The organism is Kitasatospora sp. NPDC047058, assembly GCF_040643935.1.
Classification (GTDB): Bacteria; Actinomycetota; Actinomycetes; order Streptomycetales; family Streptomycetaceae; genus Kitasatospora.
The window spans coordinates 1-22,695 of the sequence record NZ_JBEYVJ010000107.1; the positions used below are offsets into that span (position 1 = coordinate 1).

21 protein-coding genes and 1 pseudogene are annotated in these 22,695 nt (G+C 73.4%); 10 read left to right on the forward strand and 12 right to left on the reverse strand.

The genetic code is table 11. The annotated features are described in order from the left end of the window. Window positions 1-60 precede the first annotated feature (60 nt). The 3 genes from ABZ885_RS18250 to ABZ885_RS18260 form a co-directional block, all read right to left on the reverse strand. Complete coding sequence (locus ABZ885_RS18250) at window positions 61-1,335, reverse strand: M23 family metallopeptidase (RefSeq protein ID WP_360189091.1); 1,275 nt, start codon at window positions 1,333-1,335, stop codon at window positions 61-63. Window positions 1,336-1,539: 204 nt separating this feature from the next. Further along, the gene (gene gndA / locus ABZ885_RS18255; RefSeq protein ID WP_360189094.1) at window positions 1,540-2,985 is read right to left on the reverse strand and encodes an NADP-dependent phosphogluconate dehydrogenase; all 1,446 of its coding nucleotides are present in this window, start codon (window positions 2,983-2,985) and stop codon (window positions 1,540-1,542) included. Window positions 2,986-3,065: 80 nt separating this feature from the next. Further along, window positions 3,066-3,329, reverse strand: a complete 264-nt coding sequence (locus ABZ885_RS18260; RefSeq protein WP_360189097.1) for a hypothetical protein — start codon at window positions 3,327-3,329, stop codon at window positions 3,066-3,068. 321 nt (window positions 3,330-3,650) lie between these two features. Between ABZ885_RS18260 and ABZ885_RS18265 the strand changes: the two genes are divergently transcribed. After that, window positions 3,651-4,379, forward strand: coding sequence for an NAD(P)H-binding protein (locus tag ABZ885_RS18265; RefSeq protein ID WP_360189100.1), 729 nt, complete (start codon window positions 3,651-3,653; stop codon window positions 4,377-4,379). A 115-nt stretch (window positions 4,380-4,494) separates the two neighbouring features. Here ABZ885_RS18265 and ABZ885_RS18270 read toward each other — a convergent pair whose 3' ends face one another. The 3 genes from ABZ885_RS18270 to ABZ885_RS18280 all read right to left on the reverse strand — a co-directional run bounded on the left by ABZ885_RS18270 (window position 4,495) and on the right by ABZ885_RS18280 (window position 6,800). After that, complete coding sequence (locus ABZ885_RS18270) at window positions 4,495-5,337, reverse strand: alpha/beta hydrolase (RefSeq protein WP_360189103.1); 843 nt, start codon at window positions 5,335-5,337, stop codon at window positions 4,495-4,497. A 4-nt stretch (window positions 5,338-5,341) separates the two neighbouring features. Continuing rightward, window positions 5,342-5,983: a dihydrofolate reductase family protein gene (locus ABZ885_RS18275; RefSeq protein ID WP_360189106.1), complete on the reverse strand. Its 642-nt coding sequence runs from the start codon at window positions 5,981-5,983 to the stop codon at window positions 5,342-5,344. Window positions 5,984-6,155: 172 nt separating this feature from the next. Continuing rightward, window positions 6,156-6,800, reverse strand: coding sequence for an SMI1/KNR4 family protein (locus tag ABZ885_RS18280; RefSeq protein ID WP_360189109.1), 645 nt, complete (start codon window positions 6,798-6,800; stop codon window positions 6,156-6,158). A 197-nt stretch (window positions 6,801-6,997) separates the two neighbouring features. Between ABZ885_RS18280 and ABZ885_RS18285 the strand changes: the two genes are divergently transcribed. The 5 genes and pseudogenes from ABZ885_RS18285 (at window position 6,998) to ABZ885_RS18305 (ending at window position 9,744) form a co-directional block, all read left to right on the forward strand. Then, window positions 6,998-7,423 (forward strand): hypothetical protein, encoded by a 426-nt coding sequence (locus tag ABZ885_RS18285; protein ID WP_360189111.1) that lies wholly within the window; start codon window positions 6,998-7,000, stop codon window positions 7,421-7,423. A gap of 40 nt (window positions 7,424-7,463) precedes the next feature. Further along, window positions 7,464-7,547 (forward strand): annotated as a pseudogene (locus ABZ885_RS18290) (AraC family transcriptional regulator); the annotation flags it as partial. A gap of 5 nt (window positions 7,548-7,552) precedes the next feature. After that, entirely contained in the window at window positions 7,553-8,191 is a 639-nt protein-coding gene (locus tag ABZ885_RS18295; RefSeq protein ID WP_360189113.1) for a glyoxalase, read from the forward strand. 64 nt (window positions 8,192-8,255) lie between these two features. After that, a complete protein-coding gene (locus tag ABZ885_RS18300) occupies window positions 8,256-8,729 on the forward strand; it encodes a DUF1801 domain-containing protein (RefSeq protein WP_360189116.1) in 474 nt (157 codons plus the stop codon). 217 nt (window positions 8,730-8,946) lie between these two features. Next, window positions 8,947-9,744, forward strand: coding sequence for an inositol monophosphatase (locus tag ABZ885_RS18305; protein ID WP_360189145.1), 798 nt, complete (start codon window positions 8,947-8,949; stop codon window positions 9,742-9,744). A gap of 107 nt (window positions 9,745-9,851) precedes the next feature. Here the strand turns inward: ABZ885_RS18305 and ABZ885_RS18310 are convergent, their stop codons facing one another. After that, a complete protein-coding gene (locus tag ABZ885_RS18310; RefSeq protein WP_360189119.1) occupies window positions 9,852-11,039 on the reverse strand; it encodes a cytochrome P450 in 1,188 nt (395 codons plus the stop codon). Between the two features lie 73 nt (window positions 11,040-11,112). Then, the gene (locus tag ABZ885_RS18315; RefSeq protein ID WP_360189122.1) at window positions 11,113-11,877 is read right to left on the reverse strand and encodes a tRNA-dependent cyclodipeptide synthase; all 765 of its coding nucleotides are present in this window, start codon (window positions 11,875-11,877) and stop codon (window positions 11,113-11,115) included. A gap of 601 nt (window positions 11,878-12,478) precedes the next feature. Between ABZ885_RS18315 and ABZ885_RS18320 the strand changes: the two genes are divergently transcribed. Both ABZ885_RS18320 and ABZ885_RS18325 read left to right on the forward strand, forming a co-directional pair. Further along, complete coding sequence (locus ABZ885_RS18320; RefSeq protein WP_360189124.1) at window positions 12,479-13,078, forward strand: hypothetical protein; 600 nt, start codon at window positions 12,479-12,481, stop codon at window positions 13,076-13,078. A 211-nt stretch (window positions 13,079-13,289) separates the two neighbouring features. After that, complete coding sequence (locus tag ABZ885_RS18325) at window positions 13,290-14,531, forward strand: IS701 family transposase (RefSeq protein ID WP_360189127.1); 1,242 nt, start codon at window positions 13,290-13,292, stop codon at window positions 14,529-14,531. A gap of 21 nt (window positions 14,532-14,552) precedes the next feature. Here the strand turns inward: ABZ885_RS18325 and ABZ885_RS18330 are convergent, their stop codons facing one another. After that, entirely contained in the window at window positions 14,553-16,049 is a 1,497-nt protein-coding gene (locus ABZ885_RS18330; RefSeq protein ID WP_360189130.1) for a pyridoxal-dependent decarboxylase, read from the reverse strand. Between the two features lie 74 nt (window positions 16,050-16,123). Next, a complete protein-coding gene (locus ABZ885_RS18335) occupies window positions 16,124-17,500 on the reverse strand; it encodes a diaminobutyrate--2-oxoglutarate transaminase family protein (protein WP_360189147.1) in 1,377 nt (458 codons plus the stop codon). Between the two features lie 287 nt (window positions 17,501-17,787). On the opposite strand from ABZ885_RS18335, the gene ABZ885_RS18340 reads away from it, so the two are divergent. Next, a complete protein-coding gene (locus ABZ885_RS18340) occupies window positions 17,788-18,441 on the forward strand; it encodes a methyltransferase domain-containing protein (protein ID WP_360189134.1) in 654 nt (217 codons plus the stop codon). A 98-nt stretch (window positions 18,442-18,539) separates the two neighbouring features. On the opposite strand, the gene ABZ885_RS18345 is transcribed toward ABZ885_RS18340, so the two are convergent. Then, window positions 18,540-19,256 (reverse strand): response regulator, encoded by a 717-nt coding sequence (locus tag ABZ885_RS18345; RefSeq protein ID WP_360189137.1) that lies wholly within the window; start codon window positions 19,254-19,256, stop codon window positions 18,540-18,542. Beyond that, window positions 19,253-20,896 (reverse strand): sensor histidine kinase, encoded by a 1,644-nt coding sequence (locus ABZ885_RS18350; RefSeq protein ID WP_360189140.1) that lies wholly within the window; start codon window positions 20,894-20,896, stop codon window positions 19,253-19,255. The genes ABZ885_RS18345 and ABZ885_RS18350 overlap by 4 nt, the downstream gene beginning before the upstream one ends. Before the next feature lie 336 nt (window positions 20,897-21,232). On the opposite strand from ABZ885_RS18350, the gene ABZ885_RS18355 reads away from it, so the two are divergent. Beyond that, on the forward strand, window positions 21,233-22,695 hold a 1,463-nt coding region (locus ABZ885_RS18355; RefSeq protein WP_360189142.1), incomplete at its 3' end, for a cation:dicarboxylase symporter family transporter.

Sequence of the window (22,695 nt, forward strand, 5' to 3'; positions counted from 1 at the left end):
CCCGCACCGTGATCACCACGGTGCGGGGGCCGTGCTCCGCGGGCCCGGGCGGGGCCCCGGTCAGAACTCCAGCACCTCGCGGTCGAGCGGATACTGCGCACGGTGAGGGCCGTCGAACGGCGAGGGCGTGATCGGCAGGACGCCGGTCGGCTGCAGGCCCAGGTTGTCGTCCCAGATCCGTGGTTCGACCTGTCCGATGACGCGGAACCTCTGGAAGGTGAACGGCGGGCTGTCGGTCGGGAAGAACTCGGCCGTGGTCGTGACCTGGAAGTGCAGGTGCGGCGTGGTGGAGTTGCCGCTGTTGCCGATCAGTCCGAGGACCTGGCCGGGTTCGACGCAGTCGCCCTCGCGGACGTCGAGCGAGCCGGCCTCCAGGTGGGCGTAGAGCAGGTAGCGGCCGGGCGCGACCTCCAGCGTGATGTGGTTGCCGACGGTGTCCTGGATCGGCGGGACGGGCGGCGTGACGGGCGGCGGGTTGTCCGGGATTCCGTCCTGGACCTCCACCACCCGGCCGCCGGTGGCGGCGACGACCGGCTGGCGGTAGCTCAGGTAGCTGGTGAGCTGCGCGGGGTCGCCTTCCCAGGCCTGCCCTTGCTCGCCGAGCCGGTACCAGTCGATCGCAAAGCGCTGCGGCACGTCGAAGCGGCCGTTGATCGGGGCGAGGCCGCGCCGGTGGTGGGTGTTGCCGCAGCACGACTCGCTGGCGTACCAGGTGCCGGGGAGGACCGGCGCGCCCAGGTTCAACGGCGCGGTGCGGCCGGTCGGCGTGGCCTGCACCGTCTCCTCGAAGGCGGACGGGCCGGAGGTGGACAGGACGGCACCCGAGAGGTGGTGTTCGAGGACCTCGGGCACGGCCTGGCCGCGGTCGAGGGCCAGGTCCAGCCAGATGATCCACTGCTGGGAGCCCTGGATGACGGTCGGCGTCGGCGCCGGGGGCGGCGGGGTGTACCCGTCCGCACCCGGCAGCGGGTCGCCCACCGGGTTGGCGGCCTCGGCCAGCGCCTGCCCGCTCAGCGAGCCGATGACCTGATGGGTGCGGGCGTCCTGGACGTCGACCCGGTCGAGCCGTAGCGGCGTGCTGCTGGACAGCGCGCTCGTGGTGAGCAGTTCGTACGAGAGGTGCGTCCTGCCGTCCGTGGCCTCGAACGGCGTCGGGTCGGTCAGCACTGCCGCCGTCAGCGGCGTGAACTGCGTGCCGGGCGCCAGGGCGGCCGCGCCGGTCCCGTATCCGGGTGCTGCCGAGGCCGCCAGCATGGTCGCTGCGAGCGCGGCAGCGGCGAGCCCGCGGAGGAGAGGGCCGCGGCCAGGGCGGTTGCGAGGGTCGCGCTCTGCCATGGTGCTCTTTCATTCGTCGGGTCCGGGGCCGTGGAGGACGCCGGTACGCCCCGCGCCGAGGCGCAGGCCCATGTAACCCGGCGGCACGCCGCTTCGGGCGGAGCCCGCCGCCGTCAGGTGCCGAACTGCACCCGTCCAGCCGCACCGGGCCGCCGGGTCCCCGCCCTCGCTGCGGTGTCGGAGGCGGGGGTGGTCGACGGCTCGTCAGCGCTGTTCCTCGGGGTGGCCCGGGAGCTCCCAGCGGGTGTGGAAGGTCCCGTCCCGGTCGGTGCGGTGGTAGGTGTGCGCGCCGAAGAAGTCCCGCTGGCCCTGCACCAGCGCGGCCGGCAGGCGCCCCGCCCGCAGACTGTCGTAGTAGGCGAGCGCGGTGGCGAAGCCGGGGGCGGGCACCCCCAGCTGGGTCGCCGCCGAGACGACCCGCCGCCAGGCCGACTGCGCGGAGCCGAGCGCCTCCAGGAAGTGCGCGTCCGTCAGCAGCGTGGGGCGCTCGCGGTCCGCCTCGTACGCGGCCCTGATCCGGTCGAGGAAGCGGGCCCTGATGATGCAGCCGCCGCGCCAGATCGCGGCCATCGCACCGGGGTCGATGTCCCAGGAGTACTCCGCGCTGCCGGCCTGGATCTGGTGGAAGCCCTGCGCGTAGGCCACCATCTTGGAGGCGTACAGGGCCTGTTCGACGTCGCCCGCGAACCGGTCGGCCGCCGCGCTGTCGAGCCAGGTCTCGGCGGGGCCGGGCAGGTCCCGGCCGGCCCGCCGCAGTGGCACGCTGCCGGACAGTGCGCGGGCGAAGACCGCCTCGGCGATCCCGCTCACGGGCACGCCCAGTTCCAGCGCGCTCTGGACCGTCCAGCGGCCGGTGCCCTTCTGCTCGGCCTGGTCCAGCACGACGTCGACGAAGGGCTTGCCGGTCGCCGCGTCGGTGTGGGCGAGGATCTCGGCGGTGATCTCGATCAGATAGGACTCCAGGCGCCCGCCGTTCCACTCCCGGAAGACCTCGGCGATCGCGGCGGGCTGCAGCCCGGCCCCGTGCCGCAGCAGGTCGTACGCCTCGGCGATGAGCTGCATGTCGGCGTATTCGATCCCGTTGTGGACCATCTTGACGAAGTGGCCGGCACCGTCGGGTCCGACGTGGGTGCAGCAGGGCTTGCCGTCGACCTTGGCCGCGATGTCCTCCAGCAGCGGTCCGAGGACCCGGTAGGCCTCCGGCGTGCCGCCGGGCATGATGCTCGGCCCTTCCAGCGCGCCCTGCTCGCCGCCGGAGATCCCGCTGCCCACGAAGTGCAGTCCGCGTTCCCGCAGGGCGGCCTCGCGCCTCCTGGTGTCGGGGAAGTGCGCGTTTCCGCCGTCCACCACCACGTCGCCCGCGTCGAGCAGCGGCACTAGCTCGTCGATGACCGCGTCGGTCGGGGCCCCGGCCTTGACCATGATCACGATCAGCCGGGGGCGTTCCAGGGCCGCGACGAACGCCTCCGTGGTCTCGGCGGCCACGAAGTCGCCCTCGTGCCCGAACTCCTCCAGCAGCGCCGCGGTCCGCGCCCACGTTCGGTTGTGCACGGCCACGCGGTGCCCGTGGCGGGCGAAGTTCCTGGCCAGGTTGCGGCCCATCACGGCCAGACCGGTGACGCCGATCCGGGCCGGTGCCTGTTCGGTCATGACGGGAATCTCCAAGGGGTCTCGGGGCCCGGGGTCTGGTGGGCCTCGGGGTCTGGTGGCCTCGGGGTCGGGGGCTGCTGCTACTCCGCGGAGAGTGCGAGGACCTCGTCCTCGGGAAGCTCGACGTACTGCTCCCCGTCCGCCTCGAACTGCGACCCGGCGCGCAGGTTGAAGAAGATCCGCTCGCCGACCTTGACGTCCACCGGGTGCGGCTTGCCGCTCCCCAGGGGCCGGCCGGGCCCCACCGCCACCACCTCGCCCTTCCAGCGGTCCGGGTCCTGCGGGGCCGCCCCGCCGATCGGCTTGACGATCAGGTGGTCGTGCTTCGGGTGAAAGTCGGGCATGACATGTCCTCTCACGTAGGCGCCTGCGGCGCAGCCGGGGCCGCCCCCCACCTCGATTCTGCCGGGGTTCGGGGTTCCCGCATCCGAACGGCGCCTTGGCGGGGGAGCCGCCGGGCCGGGCCTGCTCCGTTCGGGTTGCGGAACGGCCGGCCGCCGGCGAGCCGGGTGATCCGGACCGCACGGGCGGGAGGCACGGCCCGGTGGGCCGGCTCCGGTGCGGACCGGACGTCACGGAAACGGCCTGCTCGGGCCGGGTGCACGCCATGCCTGCAGGGGATTCCCGTGCCATATTGCGGACATGGCCCCGACGAAAGGCAAGTCATGAAGTTCGCAGTCATCGGCGGCACCGGGCTGATCGGGTCGCAGGTCGTCAGGAATCTGAACGCCGCCGGGCACGAGGCGGTACCGCACTCGCAGTCCACCGGAGTCGACGTCATCAGCGGCCGGGGACTGGACGAGGCGGTGGCGGGGGCCGACGTCGTCGTCAACCTGACGAACTCCCCGACCTTCGACGAAGCCTCCCTCGGCTTCTTCCAGACCTCGATGGACAACCTGCTGGCCGCGGCCCGGAAGGGCGGCGTCGGCCACTTCGTCATCCTCTCGATCGTCGGCGTGGACCAGGTGCCGGAGCTGGACTACTACCGTGCCAAGGCGCTCCAGGAGAACATCCTCGCCTCCGGGCCGATCCCCTACTCGATCGTCCGGGCGACGCAGTTCATGGACTTCATGGACGCCGTCCTGTCCTGGACCGCCGACGACGACACGGTCCGGCTGCCCGCCACGCCGATCCAGCCGATCGCCTCCGAGGACGTGGCCGACGCGGTGGCAGAAGTCGCGGCGGGCATCCCGCTGCGAGGCATCCGCAACATCGCCGGCCCCGAGATCTTCTCCCTGGACGAGCTGGGCCGGATCACCCTGTCCCACAAGGGTGACGACCGTACGGTCGTCACCGACCCCACCGCCGGCCTGTTCGCGGCGGTCAAGGGTGACGTCCTCACCGACAAGGACGCCCACCTCGCCCCCACCCGCTACGCGGACTGGCTCTCCTGACTCGCTCGCCCGCGCCCGCCGGACACGCACACCGCAGCGAGACCCCACGCGAACGCGCACGTGAACGCGCTCCGGGCCGGCCCGGAGGCCGGACCAGTCCGCCGACCGCCGCCCGTCATCCGAGCGCGAGCATCGCCTCGGCGACCTCGCCGGCCGCCGCGTCGGGGATCGCGGTGGCGGCCTCCTCGAGGACGAGCAGCCGTGCTCCGGGGATCGCGCGCGCGATCGCCTCGCCGTTGCCGACGGGGAAGAACCGGTTGCGGCGGCCGTGGACGACGAGGGTGGGGACTCCGATGCCGGGCAGGCGCTCGCGCCAGCGGGGTCCGCAGTCGAGCCTGGAGAACACCAGGCCCAGCTGGTTGGCCAGCTGGACCGGGGGAGCGGTGCCGGGCGTGCGGTTCCAGATGCGCGCGGCGGTGGCGTGCGCGGCGGCGGGGTCGTCGCCGAGGATCCGCGCGCCGGCGGCGGCGAACTCCGCAACCGCCTCGCGGTCGCTCCAGTCGGGCAGCGCACGCGCGAACAGGCGGCTCATCGCCGCCTGGTCGTGGTCGGGGAGGTCGTCGTCGGACGGGCCGGGGGCGACCGCGCGGGTGCCGGCCAGGGTGAGCGCGCCGAACGCGCCGGGATGGTCGAGCACGGCCACCTGGGCGACCATCCCGCCGACGCCGGTCCCGGCGAGGTGGGCGGGCGCCCCGCCGAGCGCGTCGGCGAGCGCGTCGGCGTCGGCGGCGAGGTCGCGCAGGGTGTAGGCGGGCGCCTCCGGGTCCGCGGTCGTCGACTCCCCGCTGTCGCGCAGGTCGTAGCGCACCACACGGCGCCCGCCGGCGGCGAGGCGCTCGCAGAGTGCGTCGGGCCAGGAGAGCATCGTCGGCCCGCCCGCGAGCAGGACGAGCGGCGCGTCGTCGTCACCGAACGACTCGACGCCCAGGGTGATCCCGTTGACATCGACGGTGCTCATCGGATCACCGGGCATTCTCGGTGCCGAGGCCGCGGTCGGGTGCGCTCATGTCCCCGGTCGCGGGCGTGCCGTCGGCGAGTGCGTAGCGGAGGAAGACGGTGCCCTGGGGGCCGGCGGCCGGTGGTTCGAGGAGGGTGACGTTGGTGGGGACGGCGCCGCCGTCGAAGACCTTCTTCCCGACGCCGAGGACGATCGGGTGGACCCAGAGGTCGAGGCGGTCGAAGAGTTTCTCGCGCAGCAGGGTCTGTACCAGGTCGAGGCTGCCGACGACCTTGACGTTCCGGTGCCGGTCGCGGATCTCGCGTACCGCGGCGGCCAGGTCCGGGCCGAGCTGGGTGGACCCGGCCCAGGAGAGGTCGGGCGTGCCGCGGGAGGCCACGTACTTCGGGACGCGGTTGAAGAGCTCGGCGATCTCACCGTCCTTCTGGTGCGGCCAGTAGGCGGCGAAGATGTCGTAGGTGCGCCGGCCGAGCAGGAGGGCGTCCGTGCCCTCGTACGCGGCACCGATCTGCGCGCCGGTGGCCTCGTCCAGCAGGGGCGCCTGCCAGCCGCCGAACGGGAACCCGGCCGGGTCCTCGTCGGGTCCGCCGGGCGCCTGCGCGACGAGGTCGAGGGTTGCGAACAGTTCGATGTGGATGAGGCCCATGATTTGCTCCCGATGAGTTTGGTCGTCCCGTCGAGATGTAGACCTGCCGGGGCCGGAAAACTCATCGCCACGCCGCCACCCGGTTTTCCGCACAACGCCGGATGCCTCCCCCGGCACACCGCCGACCGCCGGAACCGCCTTCCAGGTGCGCCGCTGCCGGTCAGGGCTGCGGTCAGTGCCGGCCGCCGGTCCGGAGGATCCCGTCGCGGGCGAGCCCGACCAGCGTCGGGGCGCCCATCTCGTCGAGCCACGCCGGCGGCTGCGCGGAGGTGAACGCCGCGGCCATCGCCTCGAACCAGGCCGCGAACGACGGGAAGTCGGGCACGGTGTCGGCCTGTTCTTCCCATGCGCCGTCGGCGAGGCAGCGTGCCCGCGGCTCGTCCTGGTGGTGGTAATAGACCGGGTACTCGCCGTCGTGGCCGGGCTGCGTGACATCGAAACACCACACCGCCTCGTAGCCGGCCTCGGCGAACCCGACCAGGTGGTCGGTCGACAGGTACCGCCCCGGCTCGCGGCTGACCCCCTCGGGCAGGTGCACCAGCTCGGCGGTCAACCCCACGAGCTCCTCCTCGTCCACGAGGACGAATTCGCGCTCGCGATCATCGTCCTCCCGACGGCAGCGCAGCCGGTTGTGCTCCGCCAGCAACGCCCGGTAGCTCGGCGGAACCGACCAGGCGACGGTGCCGGAGTGCGGCGCCAGGAGGGTTTCCCGCGCCCGCACCGCCTCGGGCGAGGCGGGGCCGGACCCGTCGAGGTCGAGCAGTCCCGCCGACGCGGCCCGGCGCAGGTCGGAGAGGGCGTCGCGAGGTATGGCCATTGTCTGACTCCTGAGGTCCTTGGGTGCTCCCGGAGGCGGCCAGCCTAGGGCTTGCGGGCGGCCCGCACCGGGGCCTTGCGCATCCCCACTTGGCCCGGCTGCGCGCCGCCACGTGCCGAACGGAGCCGCCGTGACCACGCGTCAGACGGGGAGCGCCTCACATTGAACGTGTTCAAAATGTGTGCCAGGCTGGCTGCATGTCAATCCGGGTGAAGGTGGTGGCACTGGGAACCGCGCTAGGGTCTCTGCTCACTGCCGTTCCCACGTTGCTCGTGGGCTGTGTGCTGCTTGCGGGCCTCGGTGGGTTCGGACCGAAGTCGATCGTTGTCCTTGCGGTCTTGGGAGCGGCACCGGGGGTGCTGCCGGGCGCCGCCATGGGAGCGGCACTGGCCTGGTCGCCGCGGACGGTTTGGGAGCGGGACGCGCACCGTAGCCTGCTGGCCGGTGCCGTGGCTGCCGGCACCGTCCTCACCGAGACCGTTCCCCTTGCGCTCGCCACCGATGACGGGCGCTTGATGGGGCTGGGGCTGCTCGGCGCACCTGTAGCGCTGATCACCGGATGGTTCCTGAGCACCCCGATCACCGCACCGCTGCGCAGGGCAAAGGAGGCGGGCGAGCCGTAGGAGTCCCGGTCTATCCGCGCTGGTCGGCATGCCGCCCGGGGGCCTGCCGGCGTGCGTGGCGAAGCAGGTCGCGCGACCGGTCAGGAATCGAGAAGCCCCGGCCGCCGGGCAGCCCCTAGCGTGATGGTCATGGCAACCACCGCTTCCACCGCAGCCCGCACGTCCCTCGCCTCCGTCACCCTCGAGGTGGCCGACCCGGAGGCCGCCCGCCGCTTCTACACCGCCTTCGGCGTGGACGCCCACGTCCACCTGCGGGCGTCCGACGCCGGCTCCACCGGGTTCCGCGGCTTCACCCTGGCGCTCACGGTGTCCGGGCCGGCCACCGTCGACGGCTTCGTCGCCGCCGCCGTGGACGCCGGCGCCACGGTGCTCAAGCCCGCCGCGAAGTCGCTGTGGGGCTACAGCGGCGTCGTCCAGGCCCCGGACGGCACGATCTGGAAGATCGCGACCTCGGCGAAGAAGGACACTGGCCCCGCCACCCGCGAGATCGACGAGCTCGTCCTGCTGATCGGCGTCGAGGACGTCAAGGCCACCCGGCAGTTCTACGTCGGCCGGGGCCTGACCGTGGCCAAGAGCTTCGGCGGCAAGTACACCGAGTTCGCCCCCGGCACCACCGGCCGCGTCACGCTGGCGCTGTACAAGCGCCGCGCCCTGGCCAAGGACCTCGGCGTCCCCGTCGACGGCACCGGCTCGCACCGCATCGTCCTCGGCGGCACCACCGACACCTTCACCGACCCGGACGGCTTCGCCTGGGAAGCCGCCGCGTAACCCACCCACGCCGTCCACGCCGTCCTGCACCGCCCTGTCCCCCTTGCCCGAGAGGAAAGCCACCGTGTCGTCCACGAAGTCGCCCGCCGAGAAGTCCGAGAACTACAGCGGATTCACCGCCGAGGAGCGGGCCGCGATGAAGGAGCACGCCCAGGAGCAGAAGAAGACGGCCGCGCGGCGCGGTGCGTCGAAGGCGGAGAAGGAGGCGGCGGCGGAGCAGGACGTGCTCGCGAAGATCGCCGAGATGCCGGAGGCGGACCGGGTCCTCGCCGAGCGGGTCCACGAGATCGTCAAGGCCGCCGCTCCCGGTCTCGCACCCAAGCTCTGGTACGGGATGCCCGCGTACGCCAGGGACGGCAAGGTCGTCTGTTTCTTCCAGAGCGCGGAGAAGTTCAAGTCGCGGTACGCGACGCTCGGGTTCAGCGACCAGGCGGCGCTCGACGAGGGGACGATGTGGCCGACCGTCTTCGCCCTGAAGGAGCTGACCGCGGCCGACGAACAGCTCGTCCGTATGCTCGTGACGAAGGCGGTCGGCTGAGGCCGACCGGGGGGCGCGACCTATCCGGGCGGGCGAGAACAGATGACAGCGAACAACTTTCAGCGAACAGATGTTGAAATCTGTTCGCTGAAAGTTGTCGTCTGAAAGTTGTCAGCTGTCACCCGCCACTCAGCGCCCCACCCGAGGGGGCTGGCGCAGGTCACCACCGCACAGGCGTGCGAGAGTGGTAGCCAGCGAAGGGAGCGCGCAGGTGCTGATGGACAGGGTGGCGGAGATCCTCGCCGAGGCGGCGGCCGAGGCGGTGGAGCCGCGGTTCCGGGCGCTGGCCGCCGGGGAGGTCATGGAGAAGGCCCCCGGTGAGGTGGTGACCGTTGCCGACCGCGAGGCCGAGCTGATCATCGAGCGACGCCTCCGCGAACTGCTGCCCGTCCCCGTGGTCGGCGAGGAGGCCGTCGCCGCCGACCCCGCGCTCGCGCAGGCGCTGCACTCCGAGCCCGCCGTCTGGCTGGTCGACCCGGTGGACGGCACGTCCAACTTCATCGCCGGCCGCCCCGAGTACGCCGTGATGGCCTCACTGGTGCGCTCCGGCCAGACCGTCGCCGCATGGATCTGGCAGCCCGCCACCGCCACCTGCTACACCGCCGAACTCGGCGCCGGCGCCTGGCGCAACGGCCACCGCCTGACCCGGACGCCGCTGGCCGACGAGCCCGCGAAGTGGCGCGGCACGGTCAAGAGCCGCTTCCTGGACCCGGTGCACCGCAGGCTGCTGGAGACCAACACCACGGCCTTCGGCGAGATCACCCCCGGGCGGCACGCCGCCGGGGTCGAGTACCCGGACCTCACCGAGGGCGCCCTCGACTTCATCCTCTACTGGCGCACCCTGCCCTGGGACCACGCCCCCGGCTCGCTGCTGGTCAGCGAGGCCGGCGGCGTCTCCGCCCGGCTGGACGGCTCCCCCTACCGGCCGGAGGCGCCGGGCGGCGAGGACGGCCTGCTGGTCGCCGCCGACCCGGAGAGCTGGGAGCGCATCCGCGGCATCCTGCTCGGCTGCTGACCCCGGATCACCCCACCCGGACCCGGCCCCCCGCCCGACGCCGGAGCACCCCTCCATCGGCGCCCGGCGGAACGCCGCCGTCCCGCCGCGGCTCCGCCCCGCCGACGTCACCAGACGACCGGCAGCCGCTCCGGCAGCCGCTTGATGAACCCGGGCCGCCAGGCCAGCTGCTCGACCGGCAGGGCGAGCCGCAGGCCGGGCAGGCGCTCGACCAGGGCCGCGACCGCGATCTCCGCATGGGTGCGGCCGAGCGCCGAGGCCGGGCAGAAGTGGCGGCCCGCACCGAAGGCCAGGTGCGGGTTGTGGGTCCGGTCGAAGTCGATCCTCTCCGGGTCCGGGAAGACCGCCGGGTCGTAGTTGGCGCCCTCGACCAGCACCAGCACCAGTTCGCCCTCCTTCACCTCGGTCTCGCCGAGCCGCACGTCCGCCAGCGCGATCCGGGGCAGCGCGTCGCCGATCGACAGGTTGACCCGGAGCAGCTCGTCCACCGCACGGCCGATCAGCTCCGGCTCCCGCCGCAGCCGCTCGGCCAGTTCGGGCTGCTGCGCCAGGTAGATGATCGCGTGCAGCAGGAACGAGGAGGTCGAGACGGCCCCCGCACCGAACAGCGACAGCGCGACGGTAGCCAGCAGTTCGTCGTCCACCCGGTCCGAGACGTCGGGCGAGCGGCGCAGTTCGGCGAACCGGCCGAGCAGACCGTCCTCGGGCTCCGGGTCGGCGTTGAGCCGGTCCAGCATGTAGCCGAGGTCCTTGTACCAGTTGGGCGTCGAACCCTCGAACGGCACCGGGCTGGTGAGGAAGGCGACGTCGATGCCCGACATCAGCCGGCGCCAGTCGTCGGCGGGGATGCCGAGCAGCCGGCAGTGCAGGGCGGCGGAGTAGGGATCGGTGAAGCCGTCGCGCAGTTCGCCGGGGGCGCCCTGGTCGACCAGCGCGTCGATCAGCCGGTGCGCCTCGGCCTGCAGCCAGCCGTCCAACTCCTTGTCCGCGCGCGGCGACAGGGTCTTCATGACGGCGTTGCGCAGGCCGGCGCTGTTGATGTTGCCCATGTTGTTGACCACCTCCGGGGGGATGGTCAGCGCGTACTGGCGGGGCACGCCGGGGTTGGCGGTGTCCTTGAGGCTGAACCGCTCGTCCTCCAGTACCTGCTTGGCCAGTTCGTAGCTGCTGACCAGCCAGGCGGGGTCGCCGGTCATGGTCCGGACCCGGGCGACGGGCTGCTCCTCGCGCAGCCGGTTCGCCTCCTCGGGCAGCACGTCGCCCCTGCGGGAGAGCGGGAAGGTGAGGTCGGTCATGGCTGTGCTCCTGGTGAGCGGAAGAGGGAGGAAGAGGGAAAGGGACGGAGAGAACGAGGGCCGAAAGGACGGCTCAGGCGGCTCGGGCCGGCTGCATGACGGCGGCCGGGGCGGGCCCGGACGGGGCGGCCGGACGGACCACCGCGTACCCCTGGCCGGCTGCCGCCCGCAGGCCCTCGTCCCGGCCGAACAGGACGGGCGTGAGCGGCAGTTGGAGGTGGTAGCAGCTCACCGAGGTGGGCACGCCGAGCAGCGAAGGGGTGTCCAGGAAGAACGGCAGCTCGGCGGCGATGTACCGGATTCCGGCGGCGAGTTGGGGCTCGTTCGGGGCCAGGCCCTCGTCCATCCGGGCGGCCAGGAAGCCGCGCGCCATGCCCTCGGCGGCCTCCCGGAACACCCGGTCGGTGCGCAGCGCGTCGACGGTCCGGCGGTGCAGCCGCCGGTACGCGGGGTGGCCGGCGAAGTCGGAGAGGGCGTGCGCGCGGACGCCGTCGGGCCCGCCGGCCTCCTCGATCCCGCGGGCGATCCGCCGGGCGGTCGTCTTGACCTCCTTGGCGGCGCGCCGCAGGGCGTGCTCGGCGGTGTAGCCGAAGGCCTCGAACTGGGCCTCGACGTGCAGGTCGGCGTGGACGATGTCGATCCGTTCGAACAACTCCCTCCCCCACCCGATGAGTTCGGATATTCGGCGGTGACTGAAATAGCTGTTTCCCGGACTGACGCCGATGAGCAGGTGCTCGCCGCGCCGCCAGATCTCGCCGCAGCGGTCGGAGAACGGCAGTGCCTCGTATGCGGCCGGATCGATGGTGACGGCACTCTCGTCCGGGAGGGTTTCGCGCATGCCTTGCCTCCGCTTTCGCAGGATTGGTCAGGGGATTGGTCTCACGTGGCGCCCGCGGCTTTACCGGGATTCGCAGAAGCGCAGGGCGGGTAGGCGGAGTTCACCCGGATGTAGGGGTGGGACCGCCGCACGCGGATGGCACGCGCCTGGTCAGGCGGTCTGCCCCGGGGAGTCGTTCGCTCTTGGTGGGGCGGCGGCCACATGAAGTTACCGCCGCTCTTCGGGATCTCCGCAAGCCCTGCCGGGGGGTTGGCGGAATTTGATCACCGGGCGGCTGGAATCGGCCTGTACTCCCGCGAAAAGGTATGTCCACGGAGGCTTTCCGGGGGCGGCCGAATATCCCCCGGACAGCATGTCACGCCAGTGTGACTTCCTCCAACATCCCTGCAGGGAAAAGCCGTTGTTTTGGACTGGGCGCGGTGCCGGACGCCGGCACCGCAGGGCTCCGCCGGCTCCGCGCGCCGGACCGGCCGGGCCGGCGGACCCAGCGGACCGACTAGTACTCCAGCTGTAGATCCTGATCTTGCGGGGTGTGAATCAACTGGGCGACCGATCCAGATCATGGAAGGATGCCTGTTCAGGACAGGGGAGGCAGGGCGGCATGGGACTGGACTACAGCTACGAGATCTTCATGCCCCCTCGGAACGTTATGAGGGCACTGACCCGGTTGGCCGAGCTCGCCCCCCAAGGCCGCGACACGCCGCCGCTTCCGGTGACCCTGCCGGGCGGCGAGCAGTTGATCGTGCCGTTCACCTCGAACTTCAAGAGCGAACCGGTCGACTGTTCAGCAGGCGGCACGCTCGAACTGGACACCTCGATCGTCATCGGCGTCGACGACGCGATGCGCGAGTTCTTCCTCCGCGATTCCGACAAGGTCGACGAGCGGGGACGAGTGTCGGTCGGGTACATCTACCTGACTGTCAGGTTCTCCCCCGCCTGGCACCCAAACTTCGCGTCACTGCAGTTCACAGCCGCTACCTCGAGTATGAGCCGGATGTTCGTGCAGTCCGCGAGCGTCAGGAAGGTGTTCACCGACCTCACCTCCACCACCGGCGGTGTGTGCTGCCTACTCGACACCGAGACCGACATCTTCGACATCTGCTGGCTCAACGGCGAGACGTTCAGTGGCGAGACCGTTCCTGGCGCCCGTTTCTCGCGCTTCCACGATCTCGTCGCCGCCTGGCGCGAGCCGGTGGAGTAGAACGGGACGACGCTCGCACGGGATACGGCATACCCTTCCCGGTCAACGCTCAACTGGCCACCTGACGCGCTCACTCACTGGGTGAGGCCGGTCCACAGACGGAGACGGCCACCGTTGATCATCGTCGGTTGTGTGGACAAACGAGAATCAGCCGGTGGCCGTGGGCCACAGCGTTGACCCTGCCCGCTGGCAGGCGATACTCGAGGGCCTGATGGCCAGGGTCGCTGGCCGGTTCGCCCGGGTGGAGCCGCGCCGCCGGGCACGAGCATTCGTGCTGGGTCTGCTCGCCGACCTGCCGAGGAAGAACTGCTGGACGATCGCCGAGCACGCCGGGGACGAGAGTCCGGCCGGCATGCAGCACCTGCTCAGCCGCGCGTCCTGGGACGCGGACCAAGTACGCGACGACATACGGGCCTTCGTCGTCGACCACCTCCGGGAGGAGGATGCCGTGCTCGTCGTGGACGAGACCGGCGACCTCAAGAAGGGCACCCACAGCGTCGGAGTCCAGCGCCAGTACACCGGAACCGCGGGCCGGATAGAGAACTCCCAGGTCGCTGTCTACCTCGTCTACTCCTCCACGGCCGGGCACGCCGCCATCGACCGCCGCCTCTACATCCCCCGCTCATGGACCCAGGACCCCGACCGCTGCCGCGCGGCCGGCATCCCCGACGACCTGAGGTTCGCCACGAAGCCCGCCCTGGCCACCGAGATGATCGCCCAGGCCCTGGACGCCGACGTGCCGGCCGCTTGGGTCACCGGCGACGAGGTCTATGGCGGCGACCCTCACCTGAGCGCCGAGCTGGAAAGACGTCAGGTCGGATACGTCCTCGCCATCTCGCGCAAACGGCCGATCACAACGAGCGCGGGCGTCTTCCCGGCCGGCCTGCTGGCCCACGGTCTGCCGAAGAGGGCCTGGCAACGGCTCTCGGCGGGAGACGGCGCCAAAGGCCACCGCTTTTACGACTGGGCTCAGGTCGACATCGACAGGCCGCCGGGCAGCTCAGGCCATGGGTGGCTGCTCATCCGACGCAACCGGCGTACCGGTGAATTCGCCTTCTACCGCTGCTACTCGGCCCGTCCGGTTCCGCTGACCACTCTGGTCAGGGTGGCCGGGCGCCGGTGGACCGTGAAGGAGACCTTCCAGGCCGCCGAGGGCCTGGCCGGACTGGACGAGCACCAGGTCCGCCGCTGGACGTCCTGGCACCGCTGGACCACTCTTGCCATGCTCGCGCACGCCTTCCTCGCAGTCACGGCAGCCATCGAACGGGCTGGTAGTACGCCACCGTCGGAGCTCGCCCCGCTGACGTGCAGCGAGATCCGACGCCTCTTCGAAGCATTCATCACGCCGGCCCGCGGCCTCGCGCACCGACTCCGCTGGTCGGACTGGCGACGACGACACCAAGCCCGTGCCCGCGCCAGCCACTACCACCGACAGGCAGTCCAACAACCGTGATCAAGATCTACAGCTGGAGTACTAGGCCGGGCGGGTTCCCCGGCCCATCCGGACGATCTCGTGCAGCAGGGCACCGACCTGGGCCGCGGTGGTGTGCGGGTTCAGCAGGGTCAGCTTCAGGCGGACGCGGCCCGGGCCCTCGCCGGGCAGTTCGGTCCGGCCGACGACGGCGCGGCCGGTGCGCAGCAGGGTCCGGCGGAGTTCGGCGTTGACCGCGTCGAGCACGGCCCGGTCGTGTTCGCCGGGCGGGCGGTAGCGGAAGAGCACGGTGGTGAGGACGGGTTCCGTGTACAGCTCGAGTTCGGGTTCGGCACGGACGGCCTCGGCGGCGTCCAGGGCGAGCCGGTGGCAGGCGTCGACCAGCCGGCCGAGTCCGGCGCGGCCGAGGGTGCGCAGGGTGACGGCGATCTTGAAGGCGTCGGCCCGCCGGGTGGTGCGCAGCGACCGGCCCAACAGACTGGGGTAGCCGGCCTGTTCGTCGTCGGCCGGGTTGAGGTACTCGGCGCGGCGGGCGAGCGAGACGTAGGTCTCGGCGCTGCGGACCAGGAAGACGCCGGCTGCGGCCGGCTGCCAGCCGAGCTTGTGCCAGTCGAGGGAGACGGAGTCGGCGCGGGCGATGCCGTCCAGGAGCGGGGCGAGCCGGTCGGAGAGCAGTGCGCCGCCCCCGTAGGCGGCGTCGACGTGCAGCCAGGCGCCGTGGCGGGCGGCGAGGTCGGCGGCGGCGTGCAGGGGGTCGATCGCGCCGGTGTCGGTGGTGCCGGCGGTGGCGACGACGGCGACGGGGGTGTGCCCGGCCCAGGCGGCCTCGGCGAGGGCGCGCTCCAGCGCGGCGGGGTCCATCCGCAGGTCGCGGTCGACCGGGACGGGGACGACGGCGCGCTCGCCGAGGCCGAGCAGGGCGGCGGCGCGCTGGACGGAGAAGTGCGCGGCCTGCGAGGCGATGATCCGGGGGGTGACGCCGGCCGGCACGCCGTCCAGCTCGACGATGCCGTCGAGCTTCTGGTCGCGGGCGAGCATCAGGCCCATCAGGTTGGACTCGGTGCCGCCGGAGGTGAGCACCCCGGCCGCGTGGGCGGGGTCGTAGCCGACCAGGGCGGCGAGTTCGGCGAGCAGCGCGGTCTCCAGCGCGGTCGCGGCGGGGGCCTGGTCCCAGGAGTCCTGGGAGGGGTTGAGCGCGCTGACGGCGAGGTCGGCGGCGGCCGCGACGGCGAGCGGCGGGCAGTGCAGGTGGGCGGCGCAGGCCGGGTCGGCGGGGTCGGCGGCGCCGTGGGCGAGCAGCTCGGTCAGCACGGCGAGCGCCTGCGGGCCGTGGGCGCCGGCCAGCCGGTCGGTGACCCGTTCGGCGAGTTCGGCCGGGTGCCCGGCGGGCAGCGGGCCGCCGCGGCGAGCCGCGCCGGCGTCGAGCGCGTCGAGCACGGTGGCGAGCAGCGGGCCGAGCGCGGCCGGGCCGTTCACCCCGCCGGCGAGTGCGTCCGGCGCGGCGGCGGGGTCGTCGGGCAGGTCGGGGTCCGCGGGCATGCCGGGGTCGCCCGGTCTGTCGGGGGAGCCGGGCCCGTCCGGCCCGTCCGGCACCCCCGGCCCGCCGCGCCCGCTCACCGGCCCTCCCCCGCGCCCGCGGCCGGGCCGGCAACCGAAGTCGCAGCCGGGCCGGCGGGCTCCTCCGCGGCGGCCGCGGCGATGGCGTCGGCGAGCCGGTCGAGCACGGCGTCGGCCTGCTCGTCGGTGATGGTGAGCGGCGGGAGGAGCCGCAGCACCGCGTCGTGCCGGCCGCCGAGTTCGACGATCAGCCCGCGGGCGAGGCAGGCCTCGCGGACCCGGACCGCGAGGGCGGGCGCGGCCGGGCGGGCCCCGCAGGCGTCCGGCTCGGCGGCGGGGTCGACGAGTTCGACGCCGATCATCAGCCCGCGCCCGCGGACGTCGCCGATCGCCGGGAGTTCGCCGGCCAGCGCGCGCAGCCGCGCGGTCATCCGGGCGCCGACGAGGGCGGCGCGGCCGGCCAGTCCGTGCGCGGCGACGTAGCGGAGGGTGGCGGCGCCGGCCGCCATGGCGAGGGTGTTGCCGCGGAACGTGCCGGTGTGCGCGCCGGGCAGCCAGCCGTCGTACTCGGCGCGGTAGACGACGACGGCCAGCGGCAGGCTGCCGCCGATCGCCTTGGAGAGCACCATCGCGTCGGGGAGGATCCCGCTGTGCTCGACCGCCCACATCGCGCCGGTGCGGCCGACGCCGGTCTGCACCTCGTCCACGATCAGCGGGATGCCCCGCTCGGCGGTGATCCGTCGCATCGTGCGCAGCCAGTCGTCGGGGGCCGGGACGACGCCGCCCTCGCCCTGGACGGCCTCCAGGACCATCGCGGCGGGCCGGACCACGCCGCCGGAGGGGTCGTCGAGCAGCCGCTCGGCGTAGGTGGCGGCGAGTTCGCCGCCCGCTTCGCCGCCGACGCCGAACGGGCAGCGGTAGCCGTACGGGTAGGGCAGCCGGACGACCTCGCCGCCGCCCGGCAGCGGCTCCTTGACGGCGACGTTGCCGGTGAGCGCGAGGGCGCCGGCGGTCATGCCGTGGTAGGCGCCGGTGAAGGCGAGGGCGCCGGAGCGGCCGGTGGCGGTCTGCATCAGCTTGAGGGCGGCCTCGACGGCGTCCGTCCCGGCGGGGCCGCAGAAGTGCACCCGGGCCTGCTCGGCGAACTCCCGGGGCAGGCTCTCGAACAGGGCGGTGGTGAAGTCGTCCTTCTCGGCGGTGGCGAGGTCGAGCAGGTGCAGCGGGGCGCCGCTGTCCAGGGTGCGGCGGATCGCCTCCAGGACGACCGGGTGGTTGTGGCCCAGGGCGAGGGTGCCGGCGCCGGACAGGCAGTCGAGGTAGCGGCGGCCGTCGGCGCCCTCGACGGTCATGCCGTTGGCCCGCACCGGGACGATCGGGAACGAGCGGGCGTAGGTGCGGGCGGCGGATTCGCGGACGCGCTGCCGGCGCAGGATGGCCTCGCCGGCCGAACCCTGGGTCTGGGCCTGGCTCCGGGCCTGACTCCCGCCCTGGGGCCGGCCCGGGGTCTGGGCCTGGGTGGGCAGAGCGGCGGACCCGGATGCGGGCACGGCGGCGAGCGTCAAGGCATACTCCCAAGAAGTTAGGTAAGCCTAACTTTACTGCCCTGACCTGGCCGGATACGCCCCTGGCGGCAAGAACCACCCGTGCGGGTGACAAGGAGCCCGATTCCCCAACGAGCGGCCCGGCCGGAGGTTACGGTCCCGCGCGCTACCCTCACCGCATGTCGCCCTCCGCGCCCGACTCCTCCTCGCACCAGGCCGAGCACCAGGCCGAGTACCAGGCCGAACTCGCCCGCACCCGCGAGTTCTTCGCCGCCCGCGCCGCCGGCTGGGACGCCCGCTTCCCCGACGACGGCCCGCGCTACGCCGCCGCGATCGCCGGACTCGGCCTGCGCCCGGGCGATTCCGTGCTCGACGCCGGCTGCGGCACCGGCCGGGCGCTGCCCCTGCTGCGCGCCGCGGTGGGCCCGGAGGGCCGGGTGTTCGGCGCCGACGTCACCCCCGAGATGCTGCACGAGGCGTCCGCCCGGCACGCCGGCGCCGCGGTCCTGCTGCTCGCCGACTGCGCCCGTCTCCCGCTCCCGGACGCCGGCCTGGACGCGGTCTTCGCCGCCGGCCTCGTCTCACACCTCCCCGACCCGGACCGCGCGCTGCGCGAACTCGCCCGCGTCACCCGCCCCGGCGGCACGCTCGCGCTCTACCACCCGATCGGCCGCGCCGCGCTCGCCGCCCGCCACGGCCGCCGCCTCACCCCGGACGACCTCCGCGCCGAACCGAACCTCCGGCCGCTCCTCGCCGCCACCGGCTGGCAGCTGGACGCCTACACGGACACCGACGAGCAGTACCTCGCCCGGGCGACCCGCACCGGCGCCTGACCCGCCCGGCCGGCCCCGCGCCCCGTCCGGACCACCCCCGTCCAGACCACCCGGTACGGACCACCGACCAGGCGGGCGGGGCGGGCCGCCGCTCCGGGCTACCGGCCTCCCCCGCCGCCCGTCCAGCGGTAGCAGAGCTCCGGACGGCCGACGTTGCCGTACTGGGGCTCGCGGGCGGCGAGGCCGGTGTCGACGAGGTGTTCGAGGTAGCGGCGGGCGGTGATCCGGGAGACGCCGGCGGCGGTGCCGGCCGCGGCCGCGGACAGGCCGGAGCGGGCCTCGCGCAGGACGGTGGCGAGCGTGTCGAGGGTGGGGGCGCTCAGGCCCTTGGGGAGGGCGGTGCGTTCGGGGGTGCGCAGCAGCGCGAGCGCCTGGTCGACCTCGTCCTGGCCGGTGGCCTCGCCGGTGCGGGCGAGGGTGTCGCGGTAGCGGGCGTACCGCTCCAGCCGGTCGTGCAGGGCCGCCGCGCTGAACGGCTTCAGCAGGTACTGGACGACGCCCGCCGAGACGGCCTGGCGGACCATCGCGAGGTCGCGCGCGGAGGTGACCGCGATGACGTCGGTGGCGTGCCCGGCCGCGCGCAGGGTGCTGCAGAGCTGGAGGCCGTGCCCGTCCGGCAGATAGAGGTCGAGCAGGGTGAGGTCGACGGGGCGGCCGGCGGCGCGGGCCCGGTCCAGGAAGCGCAGTGCGTCCCCGCAGCTGTGCACCGTGCCGACGGCGCGGAACCCGGGCTCCCGCCCGACGTACAGGGTGTGGGCGGCGGCGGCCACCGGGTCGTCCTCGACCACCAGGACCGTGATCTCGGGCCGGGTCACGGCGCCACCGCCTCGCGCCGCCGGGGCACCGCGGCGAGCGGAAGCCGGACGGTGAGCACGGCGCCGCGGTCCCGGCCGACCTCGACGGTGCCGCCGTTGCGCCGGGCGGTCTGGGCGACGAGGGCGAGCCCGAGTCCGTGCCCGCGGCCGTCCTGCTTGGTGCTCCAGCCGCGCCGGAACACGTCGTCCACGGCCGCCGGGTCGATCCCGGTGCCGGTGTCGGCGACCCGCAGCAGCAGGTGTTCGCCGTCCCGGGCGGTGGTGTCGATCCGGGCGGTGACGGTCACCTCGGGCGGGCCGGGGAAGGCGGCGGAGCCGGCGATCGCGGCGTCCACGGCGTTGTCGACCAGGTTGCCGAGGACGGTGATCAGGTCGCGGGCGGAGAGGCCGGGCGGCAGCACGCCGTCGTCGATCCGGCTGTCCCCGGTGAGCGTCAGTTCCACGCCCCGCTCGGCCGCCTGGGCCGCCTTGCCGAGCAGCAGTGCGGCCAGGACGGGTTCGCCGACGGCGGCGACGACGCGGTCGGTGAGCCGCTGGGCCAGGGCGAGTTCGGCGGTGGCGAACTCCACCGCCTCCTCGTGGCGGCCGAGTTCGATCAGCGAGACGACGGCGTGCAGCCGGTTGGCGGCCTCGTGCGCCTGGGCGCCGAGCGCGTCGGTGAAGCCCCGGACGGAATCCAACTCGCCGCTCAGCGCCTGGAGTTCGGTGTGGTCGCGGAGGGTCAGCACGCGGCCGAGGCCGGTACCGATGGTGGAGGTGTTGAGCACCACGACCCGCTCGGCGGTGAGGTGGACCTCGTCCCGGACCGGTTCCGCCCCGAGCACCGCGGCCACCAGCGCCTCCGGCAGGCCCAGGCCGTCGACCGGCCGGCCCTCCAAGTCGCCGGAGAGTCCGAGGAGTTCGCGGGCCGCGTCATTGCACAGCACCACCCGGTGGCGGCGGTCGAGCAGCACCAGGCCCTCGCGCACCGAGTGCAGGGTGGCCTGGTGGTACTCGTACAGGTGGCTGAGTTCGGCCGGGCCCATGCCGTGCGTGTGCCGCCGCAGCCGGGAGTTGGCGAGGTAGGTGCCGAACCCGCCGACCGCGAGCGCGGCCGCCGCGACGCCGACCAGGGCCAGCAGCGGCCCGCGCAGCTGGGCGGAGATGGACTGCAGCGTGATGCCCGTGCTGACCAGGGCGACCACCCGGTGCCGCTCGTCCAGCACCGGGGTGACCACCCGCACCGAGGGGCCGAGCGTGCCCGTGTACGTCTCGCTGCGGGTCTCCCCGGCGAGCGCCCAGTCGATATGGCCGAGGTAGGGCTTGCCGATCTGCTCGGGCAGCGGGTGGGTCCAGCGGACCCCGGCTGTGTCCATCACCGTGATGAACGAGACGCCGGTGTCCGCCCGCACCTGCTCCGCGTAGGGCTGCAGGACGGCGGTCGGGTCCGGCCCGGTGACGGCGGCCAGGACGGACGGCGAGTCGGCGACCGACCGGGCGACCGCGGTCACCTGGCGGCGGGCCGCGGCCTCGGTGCGGCCGGCGGTGGACAGGTAGGCGAGCACGGCCCCGCCGGCCACCACGGCGGCGACGATGACCACCTGCACGACGAAGAGCTGCCCGGCCAGGCTGCGCACCAGCCGGCGCGGCGTACCGGGCACCGGCCGGGACCGCCGCGGTCGCAGCGACCGCAGTGACCACCGTGACCGCAGCGGCCGCGGCGACCACGGCGGTGCGGCGGGAGTGCGCGGGGGCGGCGGGGACATGTCTGACAGTGTGCACCACCGCCGAGCGGCGTCCAGGGGCCCGGCGGCACCGGGCGAACCACCGCGCCCGGCATCCGGCCGGCCGCCCACCCGCGCGCCCGTCCACCCTCCGCCGGGCCGGCCCGCGTGAACTCTATGAACGCAAACGTGACCTCCGTCACGGCGCACCGCCATAGTTCGGAACGGCCCACCACCCGGGGCCGCCAGGACTGCAGGGCGAAGGAGCCGCAGATGTCGATCACCGGAGCAGGACCGCAGGCGGGGGTCAGACGGAAGGACCGCACCCACTACCTCTACCTCGCGGTGATCGTCGCCGTGCTCGCCGGCGTCGTGGTCGGTCTGGCCGCGCCGGGGTTCGCGGTGGAGCTGAAGCCGGTGGGGACCGGCTTCGTCAACCTGATCAAGATGATGATCAGCCCGGTGATCTTCTGCACCATCGTGCTGGGCATCGGCTCGGTGACCAAGGCCGCCAAGGTCGGCAAGGTCGGCGGCCTCGCACTCGGCTACTTCCTCACCATGTCGACGGTGGCACTGGCGATCGGCCTGGCCGTCGGCAACCTGCTGGAGCCCGGCGGCGGCCTGCACCTGACCGCCGCCCTGGCCAAGTCCGGCCACGCCCAGGCCGCCGCGGGGGCGGCCCAGTCCACCACCGACTTCCTGCTCGGGATGATCCCGACCACCATGCTCTCGGCCCTCACCGAGGGCAAGGTGCTGCAGACCCTGCTGGTCGCCCTGCTGGCCGGGTTCGCGCTGCAGGCCATGGGCACGGCGGGCGCACCCGTGCTGCGCGGGATCGAGCACGTCCAGCGGCTGGTCTTCCGGGTCATGTCGATGATCATGTGGGTGGCGCCGGTCGGCGCCTTCGGGGCCATGGCCGCGGTGGTCGGGGCGACCGGCACCGCCGCACTGAAGAGCCTCGCCGTCATCATGATCGGCTTCTACGTCACCTGCGCGCTCTTCGTGGTCGTCGTGCTCGGCACCCTGCTGCGGCTGGTCGCGGGCGTCAACGTGTTCACGCTGCTGCGCTACCTCGGCCGCGAGTTCCTGCTGATCCTCTCCACCTCCTCCTCGGAGAGCGCGCTGCCGCGGCTGATCGCCAAGATGGAGCACCTCGGCGTCAGCCGCCCGGTCGTCGGCATCACCGTGCCGACCGGCTACAGCTTCAACCTGGACGGCACCGCGATCTACCTGACCATGGCCTCGATCTTCATCTCGGAGGCGATGGACAAGCCGATGTCGCTGGGCGAGCAGGTCTCGCTGCTGGTGTTCATGGTGATCGCCAGCAAGGGCGCGGCCGGTGTCACCGGCGCCGGGCTGGCCACCCTGGCGGGCGGACTGCAGTCGCACAAGCCGGCGCTGGTGGACGGGGTCGGCCTGATCGTCGGCATCGACCGCTTCATGTCCGAGGCCCGGGCGCTCACCAACTTCGCGGGCAACGCCGTCGCCACCGTGCTGATCGGGCACTGGACCGGCGAGCTCGACCGGGAGCGGGCCCGGCAGGTGCTGGCGGGCGCGCTGCCGTTCGACGAGCGCACGCTGGTCGACGCGCACGACTCCGGCCCGGTGCCGGCCGGCGAGGCCCCCGCCGACGTGCCGGACGCCGCACGGCCCGAGCCCGCCGTCATCCTCGGCACCCTCGACACCGCCACCTCCCCCGGTACCGCCTACACCCCGCTCGTCGGCGCCGACCTCAC